Below are 23,138 nucleotides of genomic sequence, written 5' to 3' on the forward strand. Positions count from 1 at the left end.
TTTTTTATGTCTGAACATATTTTAAACATCATTCAACTAAGAAAGATAGGGTATCCATTATTAACGCTGGTTTTGCAATGCAGCAATACGCTCTTCCAAAGGGGGATGGCTCATAAATAGCTTTTGCACACGACCGCCATTAATAGCAAATGCAGCAAATTGTCCCGGTAATTCCTCTGGCTCATGTGCACGTTGTAATGCACGTAAAGCACCGATCATTTTATCTTTACCGGCTAGTTTTGCGCCACCTGCATCGGCTTTGAATTCACGGTGGCGTGAAAACCACATAACCAGTATAGAAGCCAAAAATGACAAGGCAATTTGAGCGATTATTTGTACGACGAAATAGCCCATGCCTCGGCCTTGTTCAGTTTTAAAAACGACTCGGTCGACCACATGGCCAATAACGCTGGCGAAAAAATAGACAAAGGTATTCAACACGCCCTGCATTAATGCCATTGTGACCATATCTCCATTAGCAACATGCGAAATTTCATGGCCGATAACAGCCTCTACTTCATCAGGCGACATGGATTGTAATAAACCTGTGCTTACTGCGACCAATGAACTGTTTTTGGTCATACCTGTCGCAAATGCATTGGCATCAGCTGTCTGAAATATGCCTACTTCAGGCATTGCTATACCGGAGATTCTGGCTTGACGAGCAACCACATCAATCAGCCATTGTTCTGTTTTATTTTGCGCCTGTTCTATAACATGCACGCCCATACCTCGTTTAGCTGACCATTTTGACATGGCTAAAGAAATAAACGAGCCTGACATGCCTATGATTCCAGACATGATTAATAAAGCGTTTAAATTTAGATCTACGCCGTTAGCATCGAGTGTGCTACTTAAACCTAAAAGACTAAAAACAATGCTAATCACTACCATGATGGCAATGTTAGTCGCTAAAAAAAGAAAAATTCGCATCATAATTGTTATGCTCCCAAAGAAATAAATAATGTACATTCATTATATTGGTGTTATTAATATCAAATTGCAATCATAAAAACATAGGTCTATGAAAAAAGAATTTAAAGTGCTTCAAAAAGAAACAATGTATCAGGGTTTTTTTAGTTTAAATCGTTATCAAGTGCAACATAGCTTATTTGCAGGAGGCCATAGTGAGGTATTAACACGAGAGTTGTTCCAGCGAGGTTCGTGTGTTGCTGTACTACTGTATGACCCAGATACTGATAAACTGGTTATTATTGAGCAATTTCGTATGGGCCCTGTTGGTCAACCTGATAAGCATGAGCAAGCCTGGTTACTGGAAATTGTAGCAGGAGCAATAGAAGAGGGAGAAACTGCAGAAGAGGTCGCTTATCGAGAATCGGAAGAAGAGGCCGGCTGTGTAGTTAAAGAAATGCATTTGATCAATGAATTTTATACTTCGCCGGGAGGAACCTCGGAACGAATCACTTTATATTATGGACGTATTAATGCGGCTGATATTGGTGGTATTCATGGACTGGACCATGAAGATGAGGATATTCTGGTATCTACTGTAAGTTCATCCGAAGCATATGTGATGATAGAAGATGGCCGAATTGAATCAGCGATACCGATCATTGCCATTCAATGGCTGGCATTGAATAAACATAAATTACATAATTAAAGCTGGTAAAATAATCGGTTTAGCAACCAACTGCGAATGAAGTCGCGGCTACTATAGATTTTCCCTACAGGAGTTTACAGCCTTGAAACACGTTCAGGATATAACGAGCCCTATGTCGTCAATGGAACGATGCGCCACTTTAGCATTATCCGGTATTTATGCGTTGCGTATGCTGGGCTTGTTTATGATTTTGCCAGTTTTATCTTTATTTGCTGAATCTTTAGAAGGTGCAACACCTTTGTTGATAGGTTTAGCTATTAGTATTTATGGTTTATCCCAGGCTTTTTTACAAATTCCATTTGGCTTGATGTCCGACCGTTTTGGACGCAAAAAGATTATTATTATAGGGTTGATTTTATTTGCATCGGGGAGTGTCGTCGCTGCGTTGTCCACGACGATTTATGGTGTCTTAATCGGTCGTGCACTACAGGGTAGTGGCGCAATTGCGGCAGCTATTATGGCCTTGGCTGCTGATTTAACACATGAGGTGCATCGTACTAAAGCAATGGCGATGATTGGTGCCAGTATTGGCATATCATTTGGTGTGGCTGTAACTATAGGGCCGATAATCGCTGGATTTTCAGGTATTCAGGGTATATTCTGGTTAACTGCAGTGTTGGCATTTTTAGCAATTTTTGTTGTGCTGTTTATTGTTCCTAACCCTAAACAGAGCAGGATGCATAGCGATGCAGAACTTGTTCCTGCGCAATTTACTACAGTATTGAAAGACAAGAATTTACTGCGTCTTGATTATGGGATTTTTATCCTGCATTTAATCTTGACTGCCAGCTTTATGATTGTTCCCTTGTTATTACGTGATGCGGGACTGATACCAAAAAATCACTGGATGGTGTATTTACCTGTGTTAGTGACCTCGATGGCGACCATTATTCCCTTTGTGATTATTGCCGAAAAAAAGCGCAAGATGAAGATAGTTTTTGTCGGAGCTGTGGCATCAGTAATGCTTGCTGATATTGTGCTGTTCTTTTTTAACGCGAATCTGAACTTATTAATTGCAGGCTTATGGCTGTTTTTTTGCGGGTTTAATTTATTGGAAGCTACGCTGCCTTCCTTAATTTCCAAAACTGCGCCGGGTAATCTAAAAGGTACGGCGATGGGTGCATATTCCAGCTCTCAATTTATGGGAGCTTTTATAGGGGGGACTTCGGGCGGTTGGGTTTATGGCGAGTTTGGCGCGAGTTATGTGTTTTTATTTTGCGCCTGTGCTGCAGCAAGCTGGTTAATAGTCGCGCTGTTTATGAATGCTCCTGAGTATTTGGCTAATTTATTAATTTCCACAAAAAATATTGCAGCAGATAAATTAGATGCATTTTTAGCCGATATTGCCGATGTTGAGGGGGTGGCAGATGCAAGTTTGCAGAGTAGCGAACAAGTTGTTTATTTGAAAGTAGATAATGCGGTCTTAGATAAAGATAGGTTGCAGTATTTGTTAGGACAATGGAGCGAAGCCTAACTTGCCATAGCTAATAGCTGTGTTAAGCCAGGCATTACAATTCACCCTGCGGACTTATTATGCCTTATCCGCTTTATTACAATAAAAAAGTATAAATCATTTTTTAGGCTCCTTGCTTTTCTGACACCTTTTTGGTCACTTTGTTACGTTAACACAACTCAAACAATACTACGCCGGCCAGCCTGTTATTGAGGGCGTTAGATAAACAGGAGAATCAGATGAAAGAAGCCATTAAACAGCAAAATCCTGGCAATGAATTTTATACTTCCGAAAAGTGTTACATTACCGAATTATCCAACACACCTGACGATCCAGATGTTTCAATTGCCCGGGCGAGAGTGGAGCCCGGAGTAACAACTCGCTGGCATAGGCTTAAAGAAACTGTCGAGCGCTACTATATCCTTATTGGCAGAGGGCTTGTTGAGGTTGGGGAGCTACCACCGCAGGTGGTCAATACTGGTGACATTGTGCTCATTCCTGCGGAGTGTCGTCAGCGCATTACCAATATTGGTTCAGAGGATTTGGTCTTTCTGGCTATTTGCACACCTCGTTTTTCGAATGATGATTACGAAGAAATTGAGGACAACTCGACTTAGCAAGGCCGACCGCCTAATATTCGGTTCAACTCTGACATTTTGTTCCGCTACGGTCTACAAAATACTGCTTAAACCGGGGTGTTATGTTTAAAAAAACTTGAAAACTCCAGAGGAATATTTAAACCCTGAATTGCGAATTAAGATTAAGGGGCTAGTAGAGTTTAATACTGCAATAAACCAGCCCTAATCTGCAACTAATACTCTCTATTGAAGTGCTGTGGGTATCTTGGGGTATTTTTAGTACAAGTCAATTGGGTCGATATCTAAGGACCAGCGAATTTTTCGCGCCTGTTTGAGTTTCAGGATTTCAGGCATTAACCAATTTAACAGCAGATGCAGCTGTTTACGTTTTTTGTGTTGCAATAATAACTGGTAGCGAAATTGACCTGCTCGTTTCGCCATGGGTGCGGCAACAGGGCCTAGTACTAATGTTCCGTTTGATGTATGGCTGTTAATTAATTCGGCTACTGCCAGCAGAAACTCAAAAGCACTGTCTTTTTCGTGTGATGTTGAGCGTAATAAAGCCTGGTAGCTGTATGGGGGGAGCTCGGCACTTTTGCGTTCAGCTAATGCGGCCTTTGCGAAGGCCTGATACCCATGAAGAATTAAGGTGTTTAACAAAGGATGTTCAGGCTGCCTGGTTTGCATAATCACGCGGCCTTTTTTTTCTGCTCTCCCTGCACGTCCGGCAACCTGTATGATTAATTGCGCCAGTCTTTCAGGTGCATGAAAGTCAATGCTAAATAAGCCGCTGTCGACATCTAATAAAACCACTAACGTTACATTGGGAAAATGGTGACCTTTAGCCAGCATTTGTGTACCTAGGATAATATCGACTTGCCCCTGATTAATGGCTGCCAAATGTTGATCTAGTGCACCTTTTCTTTGTGTGCTATCTCTATCCAGGCGTACACTTTTATGCTCGGGAAATAAATAGTGTAATGCGCTTTCTACACGCTCAGTACCTAACCCCAGCGGTTTTAGCTCTTCTGATTTACAGGCAATACATTGTCTGGGTAGTGCTTGTTCGCAGGCACAATGATGGCAGCGTAGCTTTTGCTGCTGGTAGTGCACTACTAAATTAGCATCGCAACGTGAGCATTGAGCGACCCAGCCACAACTATGACAGATTAGTGTAGGTGCAAAGCCGCGACGGTTTAAAAACAATAAAACCTGTTCTTTTTTAGCGAGGGTTCTTTGTATATCTCTGATCAGCTGTGGAGAAAGACCTTCCTGTAAACTCTGATTTCTGATATCCAGTAATGCCAGGCGGGGTGGTGTTGCATTTCCTGCGCGGTGTGGTAAGCGTAATAACTGATAACGCTTTTTATCAACATTATAGAGGCTTTCCAGAGAAGGCGTTGCAGAGCCTAATATAATCGGAATATTAAGCATTTTTGCACGCACAATCGCGACATCTCTGGCAGAAAAGCGAAAACCCTCCTGCTGTTTAAAAGAGGCATCATGTTCTTCATCCAGGATAATCAGCCCTGCTTTGGGCATGGGGGTAAATAGAGCTGAACGCGTACCCAGCATGATTGGACTATTGCCTTTTTGCATGGCGAGCCAGGCAGATTGACGTTGGCTTTCGCTATGCTGTGAATGATAGGTTTCGATGGGGACAGCAAAGCGTTGTTTAAAGCGCGCTTCTAGTTGCGGTGTTAGGGTGATTTCAGGGAGCAGTACGAGCACTTGCTGATTGCGCGCTAATACCTTTTCAATAATTTGTAAATACACTTCGGTCTTACCACTACCGGTTACCCCTTCCAGCAAATACACGGCAAACTGGTCTAATTGACTGGTGATGCTTTGAATGGCCGTTAATTGTTGTGCATTGGCAGTGAGCGATGTTTGCTGGGTAATAAGGCTATTTTGATCGCTAATGCCAGGGGCATTGCAGGTGCGGACGTAATCTTTGTTAATCAGTGCTTTTAAGGGTGCGCGCCAGAGTTTGAAATGTGTCGCGATTTCCACATTGCTTAGCGTATTTTTTTGTGATTTAAGAAATTTTAACAGAGCAAGCTGTTTAGGAGCGTTATGGAGTAATGAGTCATCAGCTGCTTTGCCTGTCGCAGTTAATTGGAAGTATGTGCTGGATTTTGGTTCAGTGGATTTTCCTTTGCGTAAAGCAGTCGGAAATGCACTGATAAAAACATCACCAATAGGGTGGTGATAATAATATTTCGCCCAATTTAATAATTGAATATCCTTCGATGAGAGTAATGGTTCGGCATCTAAAATAGCTTCCGCTTGTTTTAGTTTACTAATATCACATTCATCGCCCGTTTTGATTTTAATTAATACGGCTATTTTGGTTTGCTTGCCAAAAGGCACTTTAACGCGAAGACCAGCCTTTAACTGTTGTAAATTACAGTTATCCGGCGGAAGGTAATCAAATAAATGATTCAGAGGAATCGGGATGGCCACACTTAAAATTATTTTTTTTGAGCTATTCACAGACGACCTTTTATTTGATGATAATTCTATTTAAAAACGCTAAGTCGTTATGCTGAAAAGAAAAATTAAGTTACCCACAAAAGCTGTGGATAACTTTGTGGATAAGGTTTGGAAAAGTGAGTGCAAGCCTTAGTTTTGTTGTTTGTTTGTTAAATCGTACAAATTTATGACAGTTAGATTAATCTTTTATTAAACAATGCTATACGCATGTCAATAGCTATTGTTGGTGTAGCAGAACAGATTTGCAATGCATAGTATCGATATAAAAAACAATTGTGTGTAAAGGAAAATATTTATTATAAATTAGTTGACAGTGTGCTTCAGAAGGCGGGCCCATTTGTTTCTGAATGAGGGCGGGACTATTAAGGAATCAGCATACCGCGAATTGTAAAATACAACATGGCGGCTAAAAGCGCAGATAAAGGCACGGTAATAACCCACGCAGCAGCAATTTTATAAATATGTGAGCGTTTTACCAATTCTTCTTTGTAGACTTTTTTCAGCGATTTTCTTTCACGTTTAGTAAAATCCGTTTCACTATGCCTGGCTTGTTCTTTTAATTCAGCCAGCATTTTTGATTTTGTGGCGATATTGGCCTTTTTAAAATTATTTAAAAAGGCTTCAGTTTTTGCAGGGTCCAGATTTTCGTGGTGAATTCTGATTTCTGCGAGGCGTTTGGCATCAGTGTGCTTTAAATATTCACGTAAAAATCCTACCCCAAAAATAGCACCTACCGCGATATGTGTTGAGCTGACGGGTAAACCAAGCTGGCTAGCGATAATCACGGTAATAGCTGCCGCCAGAGAAATACAGAATGCACGCATTTTATCCAGTTCAGTAATTTCTGTGCCGACAGTTTTAATTAATTTTGCGCCGTATAAGGCTAAGCCTATTGATAATCCTAAGGCGCCAATCATCATAACCCAGATGGGAATGACGGCTTTTTTTGCAATGCCGCCGCTACTTAATGCGTCATTAATCGCAGCCAAAGGGCCTACTGCATTGGCAACATCATTTGCGCCATGGGCAAAGCTGAGTAAGGCAGCGGCGAAAATCAGAGGAATGGTAAATAAGGAATTAACCCCCACTTTTGAATTTTCTAAGGATCTGGCAGCTCTGCTGATTAAAGGACGAACGATAAAGTAAATGATGACCGCAAAGCCAAAGCCCAAGTATGCAGCCGTCAGAAAGTCAACTTTCCAGATGTGTTTTAGACCTTTTAGAATTAAGTAGGTAGAAAATGACCAGGCCATTATAGAAATTAATAATGGTACGATTTTTTTTGCTGCTGCGAGCATGTCCTCCTTATAGGTCATGCTGTGCTTTATAAAATATAAGAAAATGGCAGCAATCACACCGCCTAATACTGGTGAGATAACCCAACTTGCAGCAATTTTGCCAAATACAGCCCAGTTAGCAATACTCCACCCACCGGCAGCAATACCTGCTCCCAATACACCACCGACAATGGAATGTGTAGTTGATACCGGTGCTCCTAAATAGGTAGCAATATTGAGCCAGATAGCAGCAGCAAGTAGCGCGGCTAGCATAAGCCAGACAAACGTATCGGTATCATTAATAAGGGAGGGGTCAATAATGCCTTTTTTAATGGTACTAACAACTTCCCCTCCTGCAATCAGAGCGCCTGATGATTCAAAAATCGTTGCAATCAAAATGGCTCCAGTTAAACTTAAGGCCTGAGAGCCAACGGCAGGCCCAACATTATTAGCGACATCATTCGCACCAATATTCAGTGCCATATAACCGCCAATAACTGCGGAGACAATCAGAAAAGTTTGATTCGGTAGATTTGCTTTTGTTATACCAAGAAACAGCATAATTCCAATCAAAAAAAGAACAGCAACACCAATTCTAAGTAACTCGACGCGCATTTCTGCGCCTTTATCTTCAATTTGATTTAGATTCTTTAATTCCATGCGGCCCTCATAAGGATTGATTTTTATTATTATCGGCGCAAATTTTAACGCAGATAGTGATAATTCATCAGGAGATTTTTAATTATCCTTCAGCTGAAGGATTAAATTTGCAATAGTTGCTAATATCTATTATGTTGTACTGTTTAATGAAAAGGCTAGGGGTGCTTCATGTTATGAAGCTGAGATAAAACCCTTTGAACCTGAGACCAGCTAATACTGGCGTAGGAAAGCCCACAAGCTCTTGTCTGCGCCTTCATTTTTTGAAATTGGAGATAAAACCATGAGCGCAGTCCCTAAAGATATTACCGCGACCAACGAGGGTGGTGTAAAAATCGACTCTTACCCCGCGTCAGAGAAAGTTTATATCCAGGGTAGCCGTCCTGATATACGCGTGCCTATGCGTAAAATCACCTTATCTGATACGCCAGTACATTTTGGTGCCGAAAAAAATACCCCCTTGTTTGTTTATGATACTTCTGGTGTTTATACCGATCCTGATGTCGCGGTTGATCTGCAAAAAGGGTTGGCAGGCATTCGTGATGCCTGGATTGCAGAGCGCGATGATACTGTAGAATTAGACGGCCCTACGTCTGATTTTGGTAAAGAACGTCTAAATGACCCTGCTACAGCAGAAATGCGTTTTGAGCATATACGCAAACCACGTAAAGCAAAAGCAGGCAAAAACGTCTCGCAAATGCATTACGCGCGTCAGGGTATTATCACGCCGGAAATGGAATATATTGCGATTCGCGAGAATCAAAATATGTCAGAAATGCGTGATTTATATAAAGGTCAGCATAAAGGCCAGTCTTTTGGCGCGTCTATTCCAGATGAAATTACACCTGAATTTGTGCGTGATGAAGTCGCCCGAGGTCGTGCGATAATTCCATTGAATATCAATCACCCCGAAGTAGAGCCGATGATTATAGGACGAAACTTCCTGGTAAAAATCAACGGTAACTTAGGTAACTCTGCAGTCACTTCATCAATCGAAGAAGAAGTCGAAAAAATGATGTGGGGCATCCGTTGGGGTGGCGATACTATTATGGATTTATCCACAGGTAAAAATATACATGAAACGCGTGAATGGATTTTGCGTAACTCGCCAGTGCCGATCGGAACCGTGCCTATTTATCAAGCTTTAGAAAAAGTAAACGGCAAAGCTGAAGACTTAACCTGGGAAATTTTCCGTGACACCTTGATTGAACAAGCAGAGCAAGGTGTGGATTATTTCACCATCCATGCCGGTGTGCGTTTGCATCATGTGCCGATGACGGCAAAACGCATGACAGGTATTGTCTCGCGCGGTGGTTCGATCATGGCGAAATGGTGTTTAGCGCATCATACAGAAAGCTTTTTATATACGCATTTCGAAGATATTTGTGAAATCATGAAAGCCTATGATGTTTCATTTTCATTAGGTGACGGCTTACGTCCAGGTTCTATTTACGATGCAAATGATGAAGCGCAATTTGCGGAACTAGAGACTTTAGGCGAATTAACTAAAATTGCCTGGGAACATGATGTACAGGTAATGATTGAAGGACCCGGTCATGTGCCATTACATATGATTGAATTAAACATGACCAAGCAGCTTGAAGATTGTCATGAAGCGCCTTTTTATACTTTAGGGCCATTAACGACGGATATTGCACCGGGTTATGATCATATTACTTCAGCAATTGGTGCGGCAAATATCGGCTGGTACGGTTGTGCGATGCTTTGTTATGTAACCCAAAAAGAACATTTAGGCTTACCCAATAAAGAGGATGTACGTGAAGGTATTGTGACTTATAAAATCGCTGCGCATGCTGCGGATTTAGCCAAAGGTCACCCAGGTGCGCAAGCGCGTGATAATGCCATGTCGAAAGCACGTTTTGAATTCCGCTGGGAAGATCAATTCAATATTGCTTTAGACCCCGAAAAAGCCCGCTCATTTCATGATGAAACGTTGCCCAAGGATTCCGCTAAAATTGCCCATTTTTGTTCTATGTGTGGCCCGCATTTTTGTTCGATGAAAATTTCGCAAGATGTGCGTGAGTATGCTAAAGAAAAAGGCATAAAAGATGAAGAAGCCTTACAAAAAGGTATGGAAGAAAAATCTCAGCAGTTCCTTGATGAAGGTGCAGAGGTTTATCATAAAATTTAATATTTAAGGCGGTCTTCAGTTCGCTATTAGAGAGTAAATGAAAAAGCCCTTTTGCTTAAGTAAAAGGGCTTTTTTTATGAAAAAATAACCATGATTGTAAAAGACAATTGAATATTTTTTGTGTCGATTTGTGAATCATCACACACTAAATACTGTTTGTGTCATCGTTTTGTCATATTTTGTTGTTAAATTCAGGGTTTAATTTTACAAATCGAATCCTTATATGAAACATACAATAATTAGAGTATTGTTTTTGGCTGTTTTGGCTGCTAGTAATGCACAGGCGACTGACAGGATCTCAGACGAGGCATCACTTATTTATGCATTTGCCATGGCGAGTGCGGATAGCAGCATCAGCAAAATTGAGTTTGAAAAGAATGTTCAGGTTACTTTAACTGCTCCGGTTATTTATAACGGTACCCAGAATCTGTCATTAGAAGGTAATGGCGCAACACTTGATGGCTCAGGAGCCGGGAGTTTTAACCCGGTAACAGCCGTTACTACTGATGGTACGCTGATGTTTAATACAGCTGGCGATATTACGATTAAAAAGCTGACAGTCGTGCATAGTGCAACACGAGGTATCGTGGTAAATGTTCCTGGAGACGCACAGGGTGATGATATTCAAGTGATATTGCATAAAGTGAAAATATTGGGTTCAGCGCTTTATGGCTTGCATATTGATGATAATGAGGATGAGTTCGATGCAGGTATTACGGGTTCTGCAATAGGTATTGAACTAAGTATTTCGCAATCCAGCTTTGTTGGTAATGGAACAGGCGCAATTGATTTTGATGGAGTTCGAGTAGATGAACGTGCGCATGGTGATATTCATATCATGATTAGTGATACGCATATTGATGGCAATGGTGGTGATGGCATAGAGCTGGATGAAGCAGGCGAAGGCAATGTGGACGCTACGATGAAGCATGTCACGCTAAATGGCAATGGTTTCTATAATGAAAATCATTTTGATGATGGTTTTGATATTGATGAAGCCGATAGTGGTGATATCGAGGTTGCCTTATTTGAAGTTCAGGTGAACAATAATCGAGAACAAGGCCTGGATTTTGATGAAGCTGGAGAGGGGAGTGTAAAGTTAAAACTACGCAGTGTTAAGGCGATGAATAATACAGATGAAGGCATTAAAGTTGATGAACAGGATGCGGGAAATATTGAAGCGAAGTTGTTCAAAGTTGCAGTGCGCGGCAGTGCTGATGATGGTATCCAGTTTACCGAGCTAGGTGAAGGTATTATAGAAGCAGAATTGAAAAAGGTATCCGCGACAAATAATGAAAAATATGGTGTAAAAACGGAGCAATGGATTGTCGAAGATGAAGAGATGCCTTCAGAGGGTGCGGGAACTCTTAAAGTCAAGAAGCTTACTTTAGATGGGAACGGTAAAGGGAATGAGCTTAAATTAAATAATGTAATTGTTGAATAGATCTATTTAGCTATTTGTTTCCGATCATTATCAGGGGATATTCTGAGTAAATTTATCTCTCTTGATTAAAAGTACTTTTATCTTATTTATCTTTGATCTTATCTAATACAGGGAAGGTAAAAAACTCACATTTTAACATTTCAAGAATTAAACGGTTTCAATTTAAATGCCAAACTGTCAATATATTTGTAAAGTCTGGCTTTAGACTGCCTGTTGATATATTTACGGACTGAAGCTGTGCAGTACGAGTTTATGTTGTTTTGTTTATTATGTGAGATCTATATGCTTGAAGTGGATGTAGTTATTGTCGGTGCAGGCGCATCAGGATTAATGTGTGCGATAGAAGCCGGTAAGCGTAAGCGTCGTGTTTTTGTGTTAGAGGCTGCGAATAAGCCAGGAAAAAAAATTTTGATGTCCGGTGGTGGGCGTTGTAATTTTACTAATTACACGGTCGAAGCCGAGCATTATCTTTCAGAAAATGCGCATTTTTGTAAATCAGCTTTAAGTCGTTATACTCAATGGGATTTTTTAGAGCTGATTCATCAATATAATATTCCTTATCATGAGCGTGAGCATGGCCAGCTATTTTGTAATGAAACAGCTCGCGATATCTTAAATTTGCTATTGAGCGAATGTGATAAGGTTGATGTAGATATTCAGTTAAATGCTGATATACAAGCAATTCATAAGCGTAGTGAGTCAGGATTTAAAGTCAAAACCCGCAGCCAAGAGATTTTATGCCAGTCTTTAGTCATAGCGACCGGCGGGCTATCTATTCCTAAAATGGGAGCGACGCCATTTGCCTATAAGGTCGCAGAGCAATTTGGCATTAAAGTACAGCCGACAAGAGCAGGTCTGGTACCGTTTACCCTGCATGTAGAAGATAAAGCAAAATATGCCGCACTTTCGGGGTTGGCATTACCTGCTGTCATAAGTAATGAGCGACAAAGCTTTACTGAAAATCTGCTTTTTACTCATCGCGGCTTAAGTGGTCCTGTCGCTTTGCAAATGTCGTCTTATTGGCGAGAGGGCGAAGAGCTGGCTATAAATCTTTTACCTGGGCTCGATTTGCAGCAGCAATTATTGCAAGCTAAAAAAGAAAAAATCAAGCTGAAAGTTAAAAATTATTTAACTCAATTTTTAGCTAAACGCCTGGTGTCAATTTTTCTGCAAGAAGAACTCCTGGAGATATGTCTATCGGACTTATCGCATAAACAAATCGAGACCATCGCTGAACAATTTAATAACTGGAAAATTAAACCTAATGGTACCGAAGGCTATCGCACTGCAGAAGTAACTTTAGGTGGTGTGGATTGTCATGCAGTATCATCTAAAACGCTGCAAGCCAATCAAGTAGCGGGGCTTTATTTTGTCGGAGAGGCGCTGGATATTAGCGGATGGCTAGGCGGCTATAATTTTCAATGGGCCTGGGCGTCCGGTTGGTGTGCAGGGCAGACAGTGTAGTTACAGAGTAGAAATTGACTGCAAGCAATATATAGACCGGGAAGCCAGTAATCATATTTTGTACAGTAGATTTATTCAGCTGTAGATATAGACATTTAAAACGTAATAATATAACATATCATTTTAACTGCTAATGATATTTTAATATGCTCCGTAATCTGTGTTTTTTTTATGCACCTTAAGTCTTGCATGTCCTGTGTTGGCTGAAGGGTTACAGGAATTAGAGCCGGTCATCGTTTCTGCGCCTTTACATAAAAAAGCAGCGGAAACTGTTCACCCCGTTAATATCCTGGCAGGAGGTGATTTGGCACGGAAACAAGCGACAACAATTGGTGAAACATTAAAAGGTGAATTAGGTATTCATAGTATGTCTTTTGGTTCTAGTGTCGGTCAGCCTGTAATTCGTGGACAGACGGGGCTCCGGGTACAGGTTTTACAAAATGGCTTAAGTAGTCTTGATGCATCGGGTGTTAGCCCGGATCATGCAAATACTACCGAAGCTCTACTGGCTGAACGTATTGAGGTGCTGCGCGGTCCGGCAAGTTTACTGTATGGCAGTGGCGCTATAGGCGGCATTGTTAATGTAATTGATAACAGAATCCCTATGTATGTGCCTGAATCGGCCGAGCTTGCATTTGAACAGCGATATAATTCTGTCTCTGATCAATGGAGTAGTGTTTTAAAGCATGATGGCGGCCTGGAAAATCTTGCCTGGCATGTCGATGGTTTTTATCGTACCAGTGATGATTATCATGTGCCGACCGAATCTAATGGTCTGGGTTATGTGCCGAATACGGATGCTGAAAGCTGGAGCGGTACTGTTGGCACATCGTGGATAGATGACTGGGGGATGCTGGGTTTTTCGGTTAATTATCTGGATAATAATTATGGTGTTCCGCCCGTCGACGAGCTAGTGCGTATTGATTTAAAGCAAACCCGCTATGATGCGAAAGCGGAATTTTATGAGCCGTTTTCCTGGATAGAGGTCTTAAAACTGCGTTTTGCGTATAACGATTATCAGCATGCAGAATTAGAAGATGGCATAACAGTTGGGACGCAATTTGACAATCAGGGTTTTGAGGGGCGTGCCGAGTTAGTACATAATGAATTAGGTTTTATTGACCATGGCGCTCTGGGTTTTCAGGCGTTGAGTAACAACCTGGTTGCCACAGGTGCAGAGGCTTTTGTACCTCCTTCGGAAACGCAAAATTATGCTGTGTTTATGGTCGAAGATATTCATGCAGGAAAGCTGGCTTATGAATTTGGTCTGCGTGTTGAATATCAGCAAATTGATGCAGAAGGTTATGCGCGTAAACAGCACACCCCGGTAAGTGCCTCACTTTCTGCCTTATGGACTGTAACCGACAACCTATTTGTCAGTCTGGCTTTTACTCATGCACAACGAGCGCCTGATGTTGTAGAATTATTCGCTGATGGTGTGCATTTTGCTGCGCAAAACTATGAACTGGGGGATGAAGATTTGCAACTGGAAACCTCGTATAATCTTGAGCTGAGTTTTAAAACAGACTTTGATTGGTTTAGCACAGAGCTGAATGTTTTTCATAATTGGAGCAATAACTATATTCTGCAACAGAATACTGGGGACTGGTTTAATCTGGACAGTGACTCTTTTGTCTCTTCTTGTACTTCTGCTGAAAGTTGCTTGCCGGTTTATCAGGCAACGCAGAATGATGCGCGCTTCTATGGCTATGAAGCAGAACTGGCTTTGCCTTTATGGGAGGGCGAAGATAATCAGTTTGATCTGACTTTATTTAGTGATTTTGTACGCGGTGAATTGGTTGCTGGTGGTAATGTGCCGCGTATGCCGCCATTGCGTTATGGGTTTCAGCTGGACTATTTTGGCTATGATGCCTTTTCTGCAGGGGTAAGGTTTACACGAGCTGAAGCGCAAACCTATGTCGGAGAGAATGAAACGCCTACACCCGGATATATATTATTAGGTGCCAATGTCTCATATCAGGTTCAGCTGGCAGATAAATATGATTTATTAGTGTTTTTAAAAGGCAATAATTTACTCAATGAAACGATTCGTAATTCAACTTCGTTTCTTAAAGAGTATGCACCGGAGCCGGGTCGTGGTGCTGAACTAGGGTTAAGAGTGAGTTTTTAGTATGATCAAAAGTATGGATGGTAAAGCAATACAAGGTCAACATAACCATCGAGGTTGTGTCGACCACGCCTTGCAAACCGCTGAGCAAATCTGCCTGAAAAAAGATGTACGCCTGACAGCTATTAGAAGACGTGTTCTGGAATTAATTTGTGCCAATCATAAAGCCATAGGCGCCTATGAGCTACTGGATTTGTTTCGTGTGCAAGACCCTAAGGCAAAGCCAGTCACAATTTATCGCGCGCTTGATTTTTTAATGGCAGTAGGTTTGGTGCATAAAATAGAATCGCTCAATGCGTTTATTGGTTGCTTGCAAGCTGAGACACAGCATAAGTCAGCAATTCTAATTTGTGATCAATGCAAGAATGCTTATGAAATCGATGCAACATCGGTCTATGACAGCATATTCGCATTGAGTGAGGCCGTGCAATTTCGGCCTCAATATTTAACTCTGGAGTTGCACGGCTTATGTGCAAGTTGTAGCAAGGTATAGATGATTTCTAGCGAGACAGTTTTTATGAACTGGAAAAATCAGTACATCAGGTTGTTTGGTGTTGTGTAATACGCCTTCCTTAAAGGTAAAAGGGGGTTGTGTATGATGCTTGTTTGTGAACAGATAAATAACTGTAGCAGTCCTATTGATATGCAACGCCATAGGGCTGATTGTTGTGATGCCTGCTAGGTTCAGCAACGTTTTGCCCCAGATATAAATATTACTAGATATAATTGAATGACGGTCCCAGCGCGAAGCATAAGTAAAAAAACACTTAAGTATATGTATACAAACATATAAAATAGCGAGTATAATTCATCGATTGACGTTCTTTCTGCAATAGGAAGCAGAAGGAGATAAGCATTGCTTAGGCAATGCTTTTTATTTTATATCCTCCCGAGAAAAGATTGTATGCCTGTAATTACCTTGCCCGATGCTTCTAAACGTGAGTTTGATAATGCCGTGACTGTGATGGAAGTTGCGCAGTCTATCGGCTCTGGATTGGCAAAGGCAACCCTGGCAGGGAAGGTTAATGGGGAGATAGTTGATGCTAGTACAGTTATTGAAAACGATATTGAACTGCAAATCATAACGGCTAAAGATAAAGAAGGCCTTGAGGTTATTCGTCACTCAACTGCACATTTACTTGCACAGGCAGTCAAAAGGCTATTTCCAGAGGCGCAAGTAACGATTGGTCCGGTTATTGATAATGGCTTTTATTATGACTTTTCTTATGAGCGTCCTTTTACGCCAGAGGATATTAAGAAGATAGAAAAAGAAATGCAGCGTCTGGTTGCCAGTAATTTGGAAATTAAGCGTTCTGTAGTTTCTCGTGATCAGGCCGTTAAGTTTTTTCGTGACTTAGGAGAGAGCTATAAAGCAGAGATTATTGAGTCGATTCCTAGTAATGAAGATTTATCCTTGTATACACAGGGTGATTTTACCGATCTGTGTCGCGGGCCACATGTACCCAGCACCAGTAAGTTAAAAGCGTTTAAATTAATGAAAATTGCCGGTGCCTATTGGCGCGGTAATTCAGATAATGAAATGTTGCAACGTATATACGGGACAGCATGGAATGATAAAAAAGAGTTGAACGCGTACTTGTATCGCTTAGAAGAAGCGGAAAAACGTGATCATCGTAAATTGGCTAAAACATTAGACTTTTTTCATACCCAGGAAGAAGCGCCCGGGATGGTATTCTGGCATGAAAAAGGCTGGGCAATTTATCAACAGATTGAACAATATATACGCGAGAAATTGCGCATGCATGGTTATGGTGAAGTAAAAACACCTCAGCTTGTGGATCGCAGTTTGTGGGAGAGGTCAGGTCACTGGGATAAGTTCGGTGATATGATTTTTACCACTCACTCTGAGCATCGAGATTATGCGATTAAGCCAATGAACTGCCCATGTCATGTGCAGATTTATAATCAAGGCTTAAAGAGTTATAAAGATTTACCCTTACGAATGGCTGAGTTTGGTTCTTGTCATCGAAATGAGCCCTCGGGTACTTTGCACGGCTTAATGCGTGTGCGTAACTTTGTTCAGGATGATGCACATATTTTTTGTGCGGAAAGTCAGATTCAAGATGAAGTCTCTAGCTTTATTGATTTGCTATTTGACGTTTATAAGGATTTTGGTTTTGAAGATGTGTTGATTAAATTATCAACGCGTCCAGAGAAACGGGTCGGTTCTGACGAAGTATGGGATAAGGCTGAGAAAGCTTTAGAATTAGCATTAGATAATAAAGGACTGGATTGGGAATTGCAGCCAGGGGAAGGTGCTTTTTATGGTCCTAAAATTGAATTCTCTTTAAAAGATTGTTTAGAGCGTGTCTGGCAGTGCGGTACGATTCAGGTGGATTTTTCTATGCCGGGGCGTTTAGATGCCAGTTTTATCGCTGAAGATGGCTCTAAGCAAGTTCCTGTGATGTTGCATCGAGCAATACTGGGTTCCTTAGAGCGATTTATTGGTATTTTGATTGAACAGCACGCGGGAACCATGCCGGCATGGCTTGCGCCAGAACAGGTCGTGGTATTGAATATTGCCAGTCGTCATGAAGCATATGCAGAGCAAGTCTATGCTGAATTAGAAAAACAAGGCTTTAGAGCAAAAATTGACTTGAGAAATGAGAAGATAGGCTTTAAAATTCGCGAGCACTCTATGCAAAGGATCCCTTATCTTATAATTATCGGTGATAAAGAATTAGAAGAGCAGACTGTGACAGTACGTTCACAGAAAGGTGATGATTTGGGTAGTTTTACAATTGATGCTTTTGTGCAGCAATTGAAACAAGAAATTCAACATAGAAAGTAATTTAGTAACCGGAGGAACAGGGTATCGCTGCTAAAAAAGATGCAACACGTTTAAATGATGCAATTATTGCAAGGCGTGTAAGAGTAACAGGTTTGTCTGATGAACAAGGTGGCGTTATGTCACTGAGTGAAGCAAAGCACTTAGCTGCTGAGGCAAATATGGACTTGGTGGAAGTGTCACCAAACGCTGATCCTCCAGTTTGTAAAATAATGGATTACGGTAAATTTTTATTCGATCAGAATAAAAAGTTGCAAGTAGCCAAGAAAAAGCAAAAGCAGATTCAGGTTAAAGAGATTAAGTTTAGGCCGGGAACAGACATTGGTGATTACAATGTCAAGATGCGTAGCTTAATCAAATTTCTTGATGAAGGTAATAAAACCAAAATAACCGTGCGCTTTCGTGGAAGAGAAATGGCGCATAGAGAAATTGGTATGAACTTGCTGAAACGCATTGAAAAAGATCTGGAAGAGCTGGCAACAGTTGAGCAATTTCCTAAAATGGAAGGTCGCCAGATGGTTATGGTTCTTGGGCCAAAAAAGAAAAAATAAATTTTAAATCAATCTAGGGTGGGTTAGATTTTTTTGCGAAGCAATAAAAACGTAATCCAACAGAGTTTTGTATGATGCGTAAATGTTGGGTCACGTTATCAGCGCTTCGCTAGATAAGCTAACCCAATCCACAATTTCACTTTTATTTTTTAGGAATAAAGGATGGAAGATAAGTTTTAATTGTTACTACTGTAGGAATAGTAGTGTTATCAATTCAGTCGGGCCATTGCATTTTGCCTTGCTGGGTTTTTATATCAGGGATGTGTTATTTTTATATTATATTGGAGAAAATAAATGCCAAAGATTAAAACCCATCGTGGTGCTGCAAAACGCTTTACGCGTACAGCAAATGGCGGTTTTAAATGTGGAGCGTCACACCGTCGCCATATTTTGACTAAAAAATCGACTAAAAGAAAAAGACAGTTGCGTAAAGCGGCTACTCTTCATCAATCAGATGTGCGCATGACTGCACGTTTGCTACCTTATAGCTAATTTTTAGGAAAAGAGAATGGCCAGAGTAAAACGTGGTGTAACAGCTAGAGCAAGACATAAAAAGATTTTAAAGCAAGCGAAAGGATATTACGGAGCGCGTAGCCGTGTTTATCGTGTTGCTAAGCAAGCGGTCATTAAAGCGGGGCAATATGCTTACCGCGATCGTAAAAACAAAAAACGTACTTTTCGTGCTTTATGGATTGTACGTATCAATGCAGCAGCGCGTCTATGCGACATTTCTTATAGCCGGTTAATAAATGGCTTAACAAGAGCAAATGTAGCAATTGATCGTAAAGTATTAGCAGATATCGCAGTACGCGATATGGAAGCTTTTGCTGAAATTGCAAAAATTGCAAAAGCAAATCAAAGTCCACTTTAAAGAATAACTTATTGTTATTCCTTTTAGGGAAGGTTTTAAAAAAGGGCTGAAAAGCCCTTTTTTTTGCTACGGAATGTGCACGAAATAAAGGAAGTTATGGGGTCGAATTTTATTCGTACCTGCTTATAAGTCATTGCTAAGTAAAAGATTGTCAGGCAACACGCTTTAATTATTTCATGCATATTTTTACCTTTCTTTCTATCACCTCAATAAAAGCGAAAGAGCCGTGTCAGCGACCCTCGAAGAAATTCTAGCACAAGCTTTACAAGAGCTTGCAGCAGCTAATGATTTACAGGCATTAGATCAAATCCGTGTGCAATATCTGGGAAAAAAAGGTGCTTTCACCTTGCAGATGAAGGAACTCGGTAAACTAGACCCAGATCAAAGACGTATAGCGGGTCAAGCTATCAATACAGTTAAAGCTGATTTTCAAAATGCTCTTGAAGAATGCAAAATTGCTTTGCAACAAGCCGAACTTGATGCGCGTTTAGCTAGCGAAACTATTGATGTTACCTTACCGGGAAGGGGTCAATCAGTTGCTGGTCTGCATCCAGTAACGCTGACATTAAGACGTATTGCAAAAATATTTTCCAGTGTCGGCTTTAAGGTAGAAGAAGGGCCGGAAATTGAAGATGACTATCATAACTTTGAAGCCTTAAATATTCCTTCACATCACCCTGCAAGGGCGATGCATGATACCTTTTATTTTGATGCACATACCTTATTAAGAACGCATACCTCACCAGTCCAGGTGCGTGCAATGGAACAGTATCAACCACCATTAAAGGTGATTGCACCCGGTCGTGTGTATCGCTGTGATTCTGATATAACGCATACCCCTATGTTTCATCAAGTAGAGGGTTTTCTAGTAGATGAGAATGTCAGTTTTGCTGATTTGAAAGGCGTGGTTTATGAATTTTTAAGAGCCTTCTTTGAAAAAGATATACAGGTACGTTTTAGACCTTCATATTTTCCGTTTACCGAGCCTTCCGCAGAAGTCGATATCGAGTGTGTGATGTGTGATGGTGAAGGGTGTCGTGTGTGTAGTCATACAGGCTGGTTAGAAGTCATGGGTTGCGGAATGATTCATCCTGAAGTATTTAAAGCAGTTAATATTGATAGTGAAGATTTTACCGGTTTTGCGTTTGGCATGGGAGTTGAGCGACTCGCTATGTTGCGTTATGGCATCAATGATTTAAGGCTGTTTTTTGAAAATGATCTTAAATTTCTTGGGCAATTTAATTAAGAGAAGGATTTAATAATGCAATTTAGTGAAGCTTGGTTAAGAGAATTAGTAAATCCTGCGCTGGATACTCAGGCACTCGTCGAGCAAATTACCATGGCAGGACTGGAAGTTGATTCAGTCAATCCTGCCGCTGCAGAATTTAGTGGCGTTGTGGTTGGGCAGGTAGTATCGGTAATGGCTCATCCTGATGCCGATAAATTAAGAATTTGTCAGGTAGAAGTGGGTGAAAATGAGTCTTTACAAATAGTCTGTGGAGCAAGCAATGTACGTGAAGGCTTAAAAATACCTGCTGCATTGATAGGTGCAGTATTGCCTGGTGATTTTAAAATAAAAAAATCAAAATTACGTGGCGAGCTGTCATTTGGCATGCTTTGTTCAGAAAAAGAACTGGGCCTGGCGGCTGATGCAGATGGCTTGATGGAATTAGCCGTCGATGCACCTGTGGGTACAGATATTCGTGAATATCTGGCCCTAAATGACCAATTAATTGAAGTTGATTTAACACCTAATAGAGCTGATTGTTTAAGTATTGAAGGGATAGCCAGGGAAGTAGCATTACTGAATGATATACAGTTTAAAGTGCCAGTTGTTATTCCTGTTGCAGTAGAGCATCAAGATACACTGGATATTAAAGTCAGCGCACCAGATGCTTGTCCACGTTATCTAGGACGTTTAATCAAAGGTGTTGATTCGAGTGCAGAAACACCGATATGGATGCAAGAGCGATTGCGTCGTTCAGGGTTAAGAAGCCTAGGACCAGTGGTCGATGTGACTAACTATGTTCTATTAGAAATGGGCCAGCCTTTACATGCCTTTGATGCCGCGAAATTATCAGGTGGAATTGAAGTGCGTAAAGCACGAGCAGGCGAAATCTTAGGCTTATTAAATGAGCAGCAAATAAGTGCAAATGACGATACATTGTTCATTGCCGATGCTGATAAAGCTCTGGCCTTGGCGGGAGTAATGGGCGGTAGTGAATCTGCTGTGTCAGACAGCACAAAAGATATTTTCCTGGAGTGTGCATTTTTTAGCCCCAGCTTTATGATGGGCAAAGCGCGCCATTATGGCCTGCATACAGATTCTTCACACCGTTTTGAGCGGGGTGTTGATGCACAATTACAAACCAGAGCAATCGAACGCGCAACCCAGCTTATTGTTGAAATAGCGGGAGGGAGTGTTGGTGCAATAACTGAGGTCGTTGCACAAGAGCATTTACCACAGCGTCCTGCTGTTACTTTGCGAGCGCAAAGAATCAAGCGCATCTTAGGCGTCGCTTTGGCTGAAGCCGAAGTAGAAGGCATCCTGCAACGCTTAGGCATGATTTGTGTTAAAGATAGTGAAGGATGGCAGGTGACCCCTCCAGGCTTTCGCTTTGATATCGCAATAGAAGCCGATTTAATTGAAGAATTAGGTCGTGTATATGGCTATAACAACTTACCGCAAAGTAGCTTGTTAATGCGCTCTGCATTAAGTCAGGCACCTGAAGCGGTCTTAGACATAGATCAAATTAAAGATGTCCTGGTTACGCGTGATTACCAGGAAGCCATTACTTATAGTTTTGTTGCTGAAGAACTGCAAAAAGCGATTGTACCTGACGATAAATATATAAAATTACAAAACCCAATTTCAGCAGATCTTGCGGTGATGCGTACTACACTTTGGTGTGGTCTGTTACAAGCAGCGACTTATAATACTAAGCGTCAACAGGGACGAGTACGATTATTTGAAGCAGGTCAGCGGTTTTTAGGTACAAGTGTTGAGCAGCAAGAAAAAATGCTGGCTGGAATTGCAGTAGGTTCGGTTAACCCTGAACAGTGGGGAGAAAAAGCGCGAAAAGTCGATTTTTACGATATAAAAGCAGATGTTGAAGCTATCTGCGCCTTAACTGGGCGTGAAGTGCAATTTGTTGTCCGCAAACATAGCGCATTACATCCAGGTCAAAGTGCAGAAATCCTGACTATGGAAGGCCAGTCACTGGGCTGGGTAGGTATGCTACATCCGACATTGGAAAAACAGCTGGGTTTTGATAGTAATGTTTTTCTGTTTGAGTTATCTCAAAGCGTATTGCTAGAAAGAAATGTTCCTGCTTTTAACAGCCTGTCTAAATTTCCGTCAGTGCGTCGTGATTTAGCCTTATTGCTGGAAGAACAAGTGTCTTTTCAGGCAGTTAAAAAGTGCATTGATGACTGTCAGGAAAAATTAATTCAACAGGTTATGGTTTTTGATATATACCGTGGACAGGGCGTTGAGCAAGGGTATAAAAGTATAGCGTTAGCATTAATTATGCAAGATGCAACACAAACTCTTACAGATTCTGAAATTGATGCTATAGTTAACAGGGTGTTAGACGCTTTATCTAACAAATTAAGTGCAAAATTGAGAGATTAGAAT

17 protein-coding genes and 1 riboswitch are annotated in these 23,138 nt (G+C 41.1%); of the genes, 14 read left to right on the forward strand and 3 right to left on the reverse strand.

The features are described from left to right. Positions 1-60: 60 nt before the first annotated feature. Positions 61-936: a protease HtpX gene (gene htpX, locus AU255_RS05415; RefSeq protein WP_080521923.1), complete on the reverse strand. Its 876-nt coding sequence runs from the start codon at positions 934-936 to the stop codon at positions 61-63. An 88-nt stretch (positions 937-1,024) separates the two neighbouring features. On the opposite strand from htpX, the gene AU255_RS05420 reads away from it, so the two are divergent. The 3 genes from AU255_RS05420 to AU255_RS05430 all read left to right on the forward strand — a co-directional run bounded on the left by AU255_RS05420 (position 1,025) and on the right by AU255_RS05430 (position 3,691). Then, positions 1,025-1,621 (forward strand): NUDIX domain-containing protein, encoded by a 597-nt coding sequence (locus AU255_RS05420; RefSeq protein WP_080521924.1) that lies wholly within the window; start codon positions 1,025-1,027, stop codon positions 1,619-1,621. A gap of 112 nt (positions 1,622-1,733) precedes the next feature. Continuing rightward, positions 1,734-3,095, forward strand: a complete 1,362-nt coding sequence (locus AU255_RS05425) for an MFS transporter (protein ID WP_080521925.1) — start codon at positions 1,734-1,736, stop codon at positions 3,093-3,095. Positions 3,096-3,313: 218 nt separating this feature from the next. Further along, entirely contained in the window at positions 3,314-3,691 is a 378-nt protein-coding gene (locus AU255_RS05430; protein ID WP_080521926.1) for a cupin domain-containing protein, read from the forward strand. A gap of 237 nt (positions 3,692-3,928) precedes the next feature. Here the strand turns inward: AU255_RS05430 and AU255_RS05435 are convergent, their stop codons facing one another. Continuing rightward, on the reverse strand, positions 3,929-6,148 hold the full coding sequence (locus AU255_RS05435; RefSeq protein WP_080521927.1) for a primosomal protein N': 2,220 nt from the start codon (positions 6,146-6,148) through the stop codon (positions 3,929-3,931). Between the two features lie 362 nt (positions 6,149-6,510). Continuing rightward, positions 6,511-8,085: an inorganic phosphate transporter gene (locus AU255_RS05440; RefSeq protein ID WP_080521928.1), complete on the reverse strand. Its 1,575-nt coding sequence runs from the start codon at positions 8,083-8,085 to the stop codon at positions 6,511-6,513. Positions 8,086-8,232: 147 nt separating this feature from the next. Further along, positions 8,233-8,330, forward strand: a riboswitch (TPP riboswitch). Between the two features lie 35 nt (positions 8,331-8,365). Here AU255_RS05440 and thiC point away from each other — a divergent pair. From thiC to pheT, 11 genes are all read left to right on the forward strand, one after another. Continuing rightward, a complete protein-coding gene (gene thiC, locus AU255_RS05445) occupies positions 8,366-10,234 on the forward strand; it encodes a phosphomethylpyrimidine synthase ThiC (protein ID WP_080521929.1) in 1,869 nt (622 codons plus the stop codon). Between the two features lie 223 nt (positions 10,235-10,457). Continuing rightward, positions 10,458-11,678: a hypothetical protein gene (locus tag AU255_RS05450; RefSeq protein ID WP_080521930.1), complete on the forward strand. Its 1,221-nt coding sequence runs from the start codon at positions 10,458-10,460 to the stop codon at positions 11,676-11,678. 282 nt (positions 11,679-11,960) lie between these two features. Then, positions 11,961-13,142, forward strand: coding sequence for a BaiN/RdsA family NAD(P)/FAD-dependent oxidoreductase (locus tag AU255_RS05455; protein ID WP_080523288.1), 1,182 nt, complete (start codon positions 11,961-11,963; stop codon positions 13,140-13,142). A gap of 160 nt (positions 13,143-13,302) precedes the next feature. Continuing rightward, positions 13,303-15,273 carry a TonB-dependent receptor gene (locus AU255_RS05460; protein ID WP_080521931.1) on the forward strand — a complete coding sequence of 657 codons (1,971 nt, stop codon included), beginning with the start codon at positions 13,303-13,305 and terminating at the stop codon, positions 15,271-15,273. A gap of 1 nt (position 15,274) precedes the next feature. Continuing rightward, a complete protein-coding gene (locus AU255_RS05465) occupies positions 15,275-15,763 on the forward strand; it encodes a transcriptional repressor (protein WP_080521932.1) in 489 nt (162 codons plus the stop codon). A gap of 411 nt (positions 15,764-16,174) precedes the next feature. After that, complete coding sequence (thrS, locus tag AU255_RS05470) at positions 16,175-18,082, forward strand: threonine--tRNA ligase (RefSeq protein WP_080521933.1); 1,908 nt, start codon at positions 16,175-16,177, stop codon at positions 18,080-18,082. A 23-nt stretch (positions 18,083-18,105) separates the two neighbouring features. Then, a complete protein-coding gene (infC, locus tag AU255_RS05475; RefSeq protein WP_080521934.1) occupies positions 18,106-18,630 on the forward strand; it encodes a translation initiation factor IF-3 in 525 nt (174 codons plus the stop codon). A gap of 294 nt (positions 18,631-18,924) precedes the next feature. Continuing rightward, the gene (gene rpmI / locus AU255_RS05480; protein WP_080521935.1) at positions 18,925-19,122 is read left to right on the forward strand and encodes a 50S ribosomal protein L35; all 198 of its coding nucleotides are present in this window, start codon (positions 18,925-18,927) and stop codon (positions 19,120-19,122) included. 16 nt (positions 19,123-19,138) lie between these two features. Further along, on the forward strand, positions 19,139-19,501 hold the full coding sequence (gene rplT / locus AU255_RS05485; protein WP_080521936.1) for a 50S ribosomal protein L20: 363 nt from the start codon (positions 19,139-19,141) through the stop codon (positions 19,499-19,501). Positions 19,502-19,727: 226 nt separating this feature from the next. Further along, positions 19,728-20,747, forward strand: a complete 1,020-nt coding sequence (gene pheS, locus AU255_RS05490; RefSeq protein ID WP_080521937.1) for a phenylalanine--tRNA ligase subunit alpha — start codon at positions 19,728-19,730, stop codon at positions 20,745-20,747. Positions 20,748-20,762: 15 nt separating this feature from the next. Further along, positions 20,763-23,135, forward strand: coding sequence for a phenylalanine--tRNA ligase subunit beta (pheT, locus tag AU255_RS05495; RefSeq protein WP_080521938.1), 2,373 nt, complete (start codon positions 20,763-20,765; stop codon positions 23,133-23,135). The last annotated feature ends 3 nt before the right edge of the window (positions 23,136-23,138 follow it).

Source organism: Methyloprofundus sedimenti (assembly GCF_002072955.1).
Classification (GTDB): domain Bacteria; phylum Pseudomonadota; class Gammaproteobacteria; order Methylococcales; family Methylomonadaceae; genus Methyloprofundus; species Methyloprofundus sedimenti.

Coding starts and splice junctions, on each gene's coding strand:
- AU255_RS05440 (WP_080521928.1), bottom strand. CDS start 8,085: ATGGAATTAAAGAATCTAAATCAAATTGAAGATAAAGGCGCAGAAATG.
- AU255_RS05430 (WP_080521926.1), top strand. CDS start 3,314: ATGAAAGAAGCCATTAAACAGCAAAATCCTGGCAATGAATTTTATACT.
- AU255_RS05420 (WP_080521924.1), top strand. CDS start 1,025: ATGAAAAAAGAATTTAAAGTGCTTCAAAAAGAAACAATGTATCAGGGT.
- AU255_RS05455 (WP_080523288.1), top strand. CDS start 11,961: ATGCTTGAAGTGGATGTAGTTATTGTCGGTGCAGGCGCATCAGGATTA.
- AU255_RS05425 (WP_080521925.1), top strand. CDS start 1,734: ATGTCGTCAATGGAACGATGCGCCACTTTAGCATTATCCGGTATTTAT.
- pheT (WP_080521938.1), top strand. CDS start 20,763: ATGCAATTTAGTGAAGCTTGGTTAAGAGAATTAGTAAATCCTGCGCTG.
- rplT (WP_080521936.1), top strand. CDS start 19,139: ATGGCCAGAGTAAAACGTGGTGTAACAGCTAGAGCAAGACATAAAAAG.
- thiC (WP_080521929.1), top strand. CDS start 8,366: ATGAGCGCAGTCCCTAAAGATATTACCGCGACCAACGAGGGTGGTGTA.
- AU255_RS05465 (WP_080521932.1), top strand. CDS start 15,275: ATGATCAAAAGTATGGATGGTAAAGCAATACAAGGTCAACATAACCAT.
- AU255_RS05450 (WP_080521930.1), top strand. CDS start 10,458: ATGAAACATACAATAATTAGAGTATTGTTTTTGGCTGTTTTGGCTGCT.
- rpmI (WP_080521935.1), top strand. CDS start 18,925: ATGCCAAAGATTAAAACCCATCGTGGTGCTGCAAAACGCTTTACGCGT.
- htpX (WP_080521923.1), bottom strand. CDS start 936: ATGATGCGAATTTTTCTTTTTTTAGCGACTAACATTGCCATCATGGTA.
- thrS (WP_080521933.1), top strand. CDS start 16,175: ATGCCTGTAATTACCTTGCCCGATGCTTCTAAACGTGAGTTTGATAAT.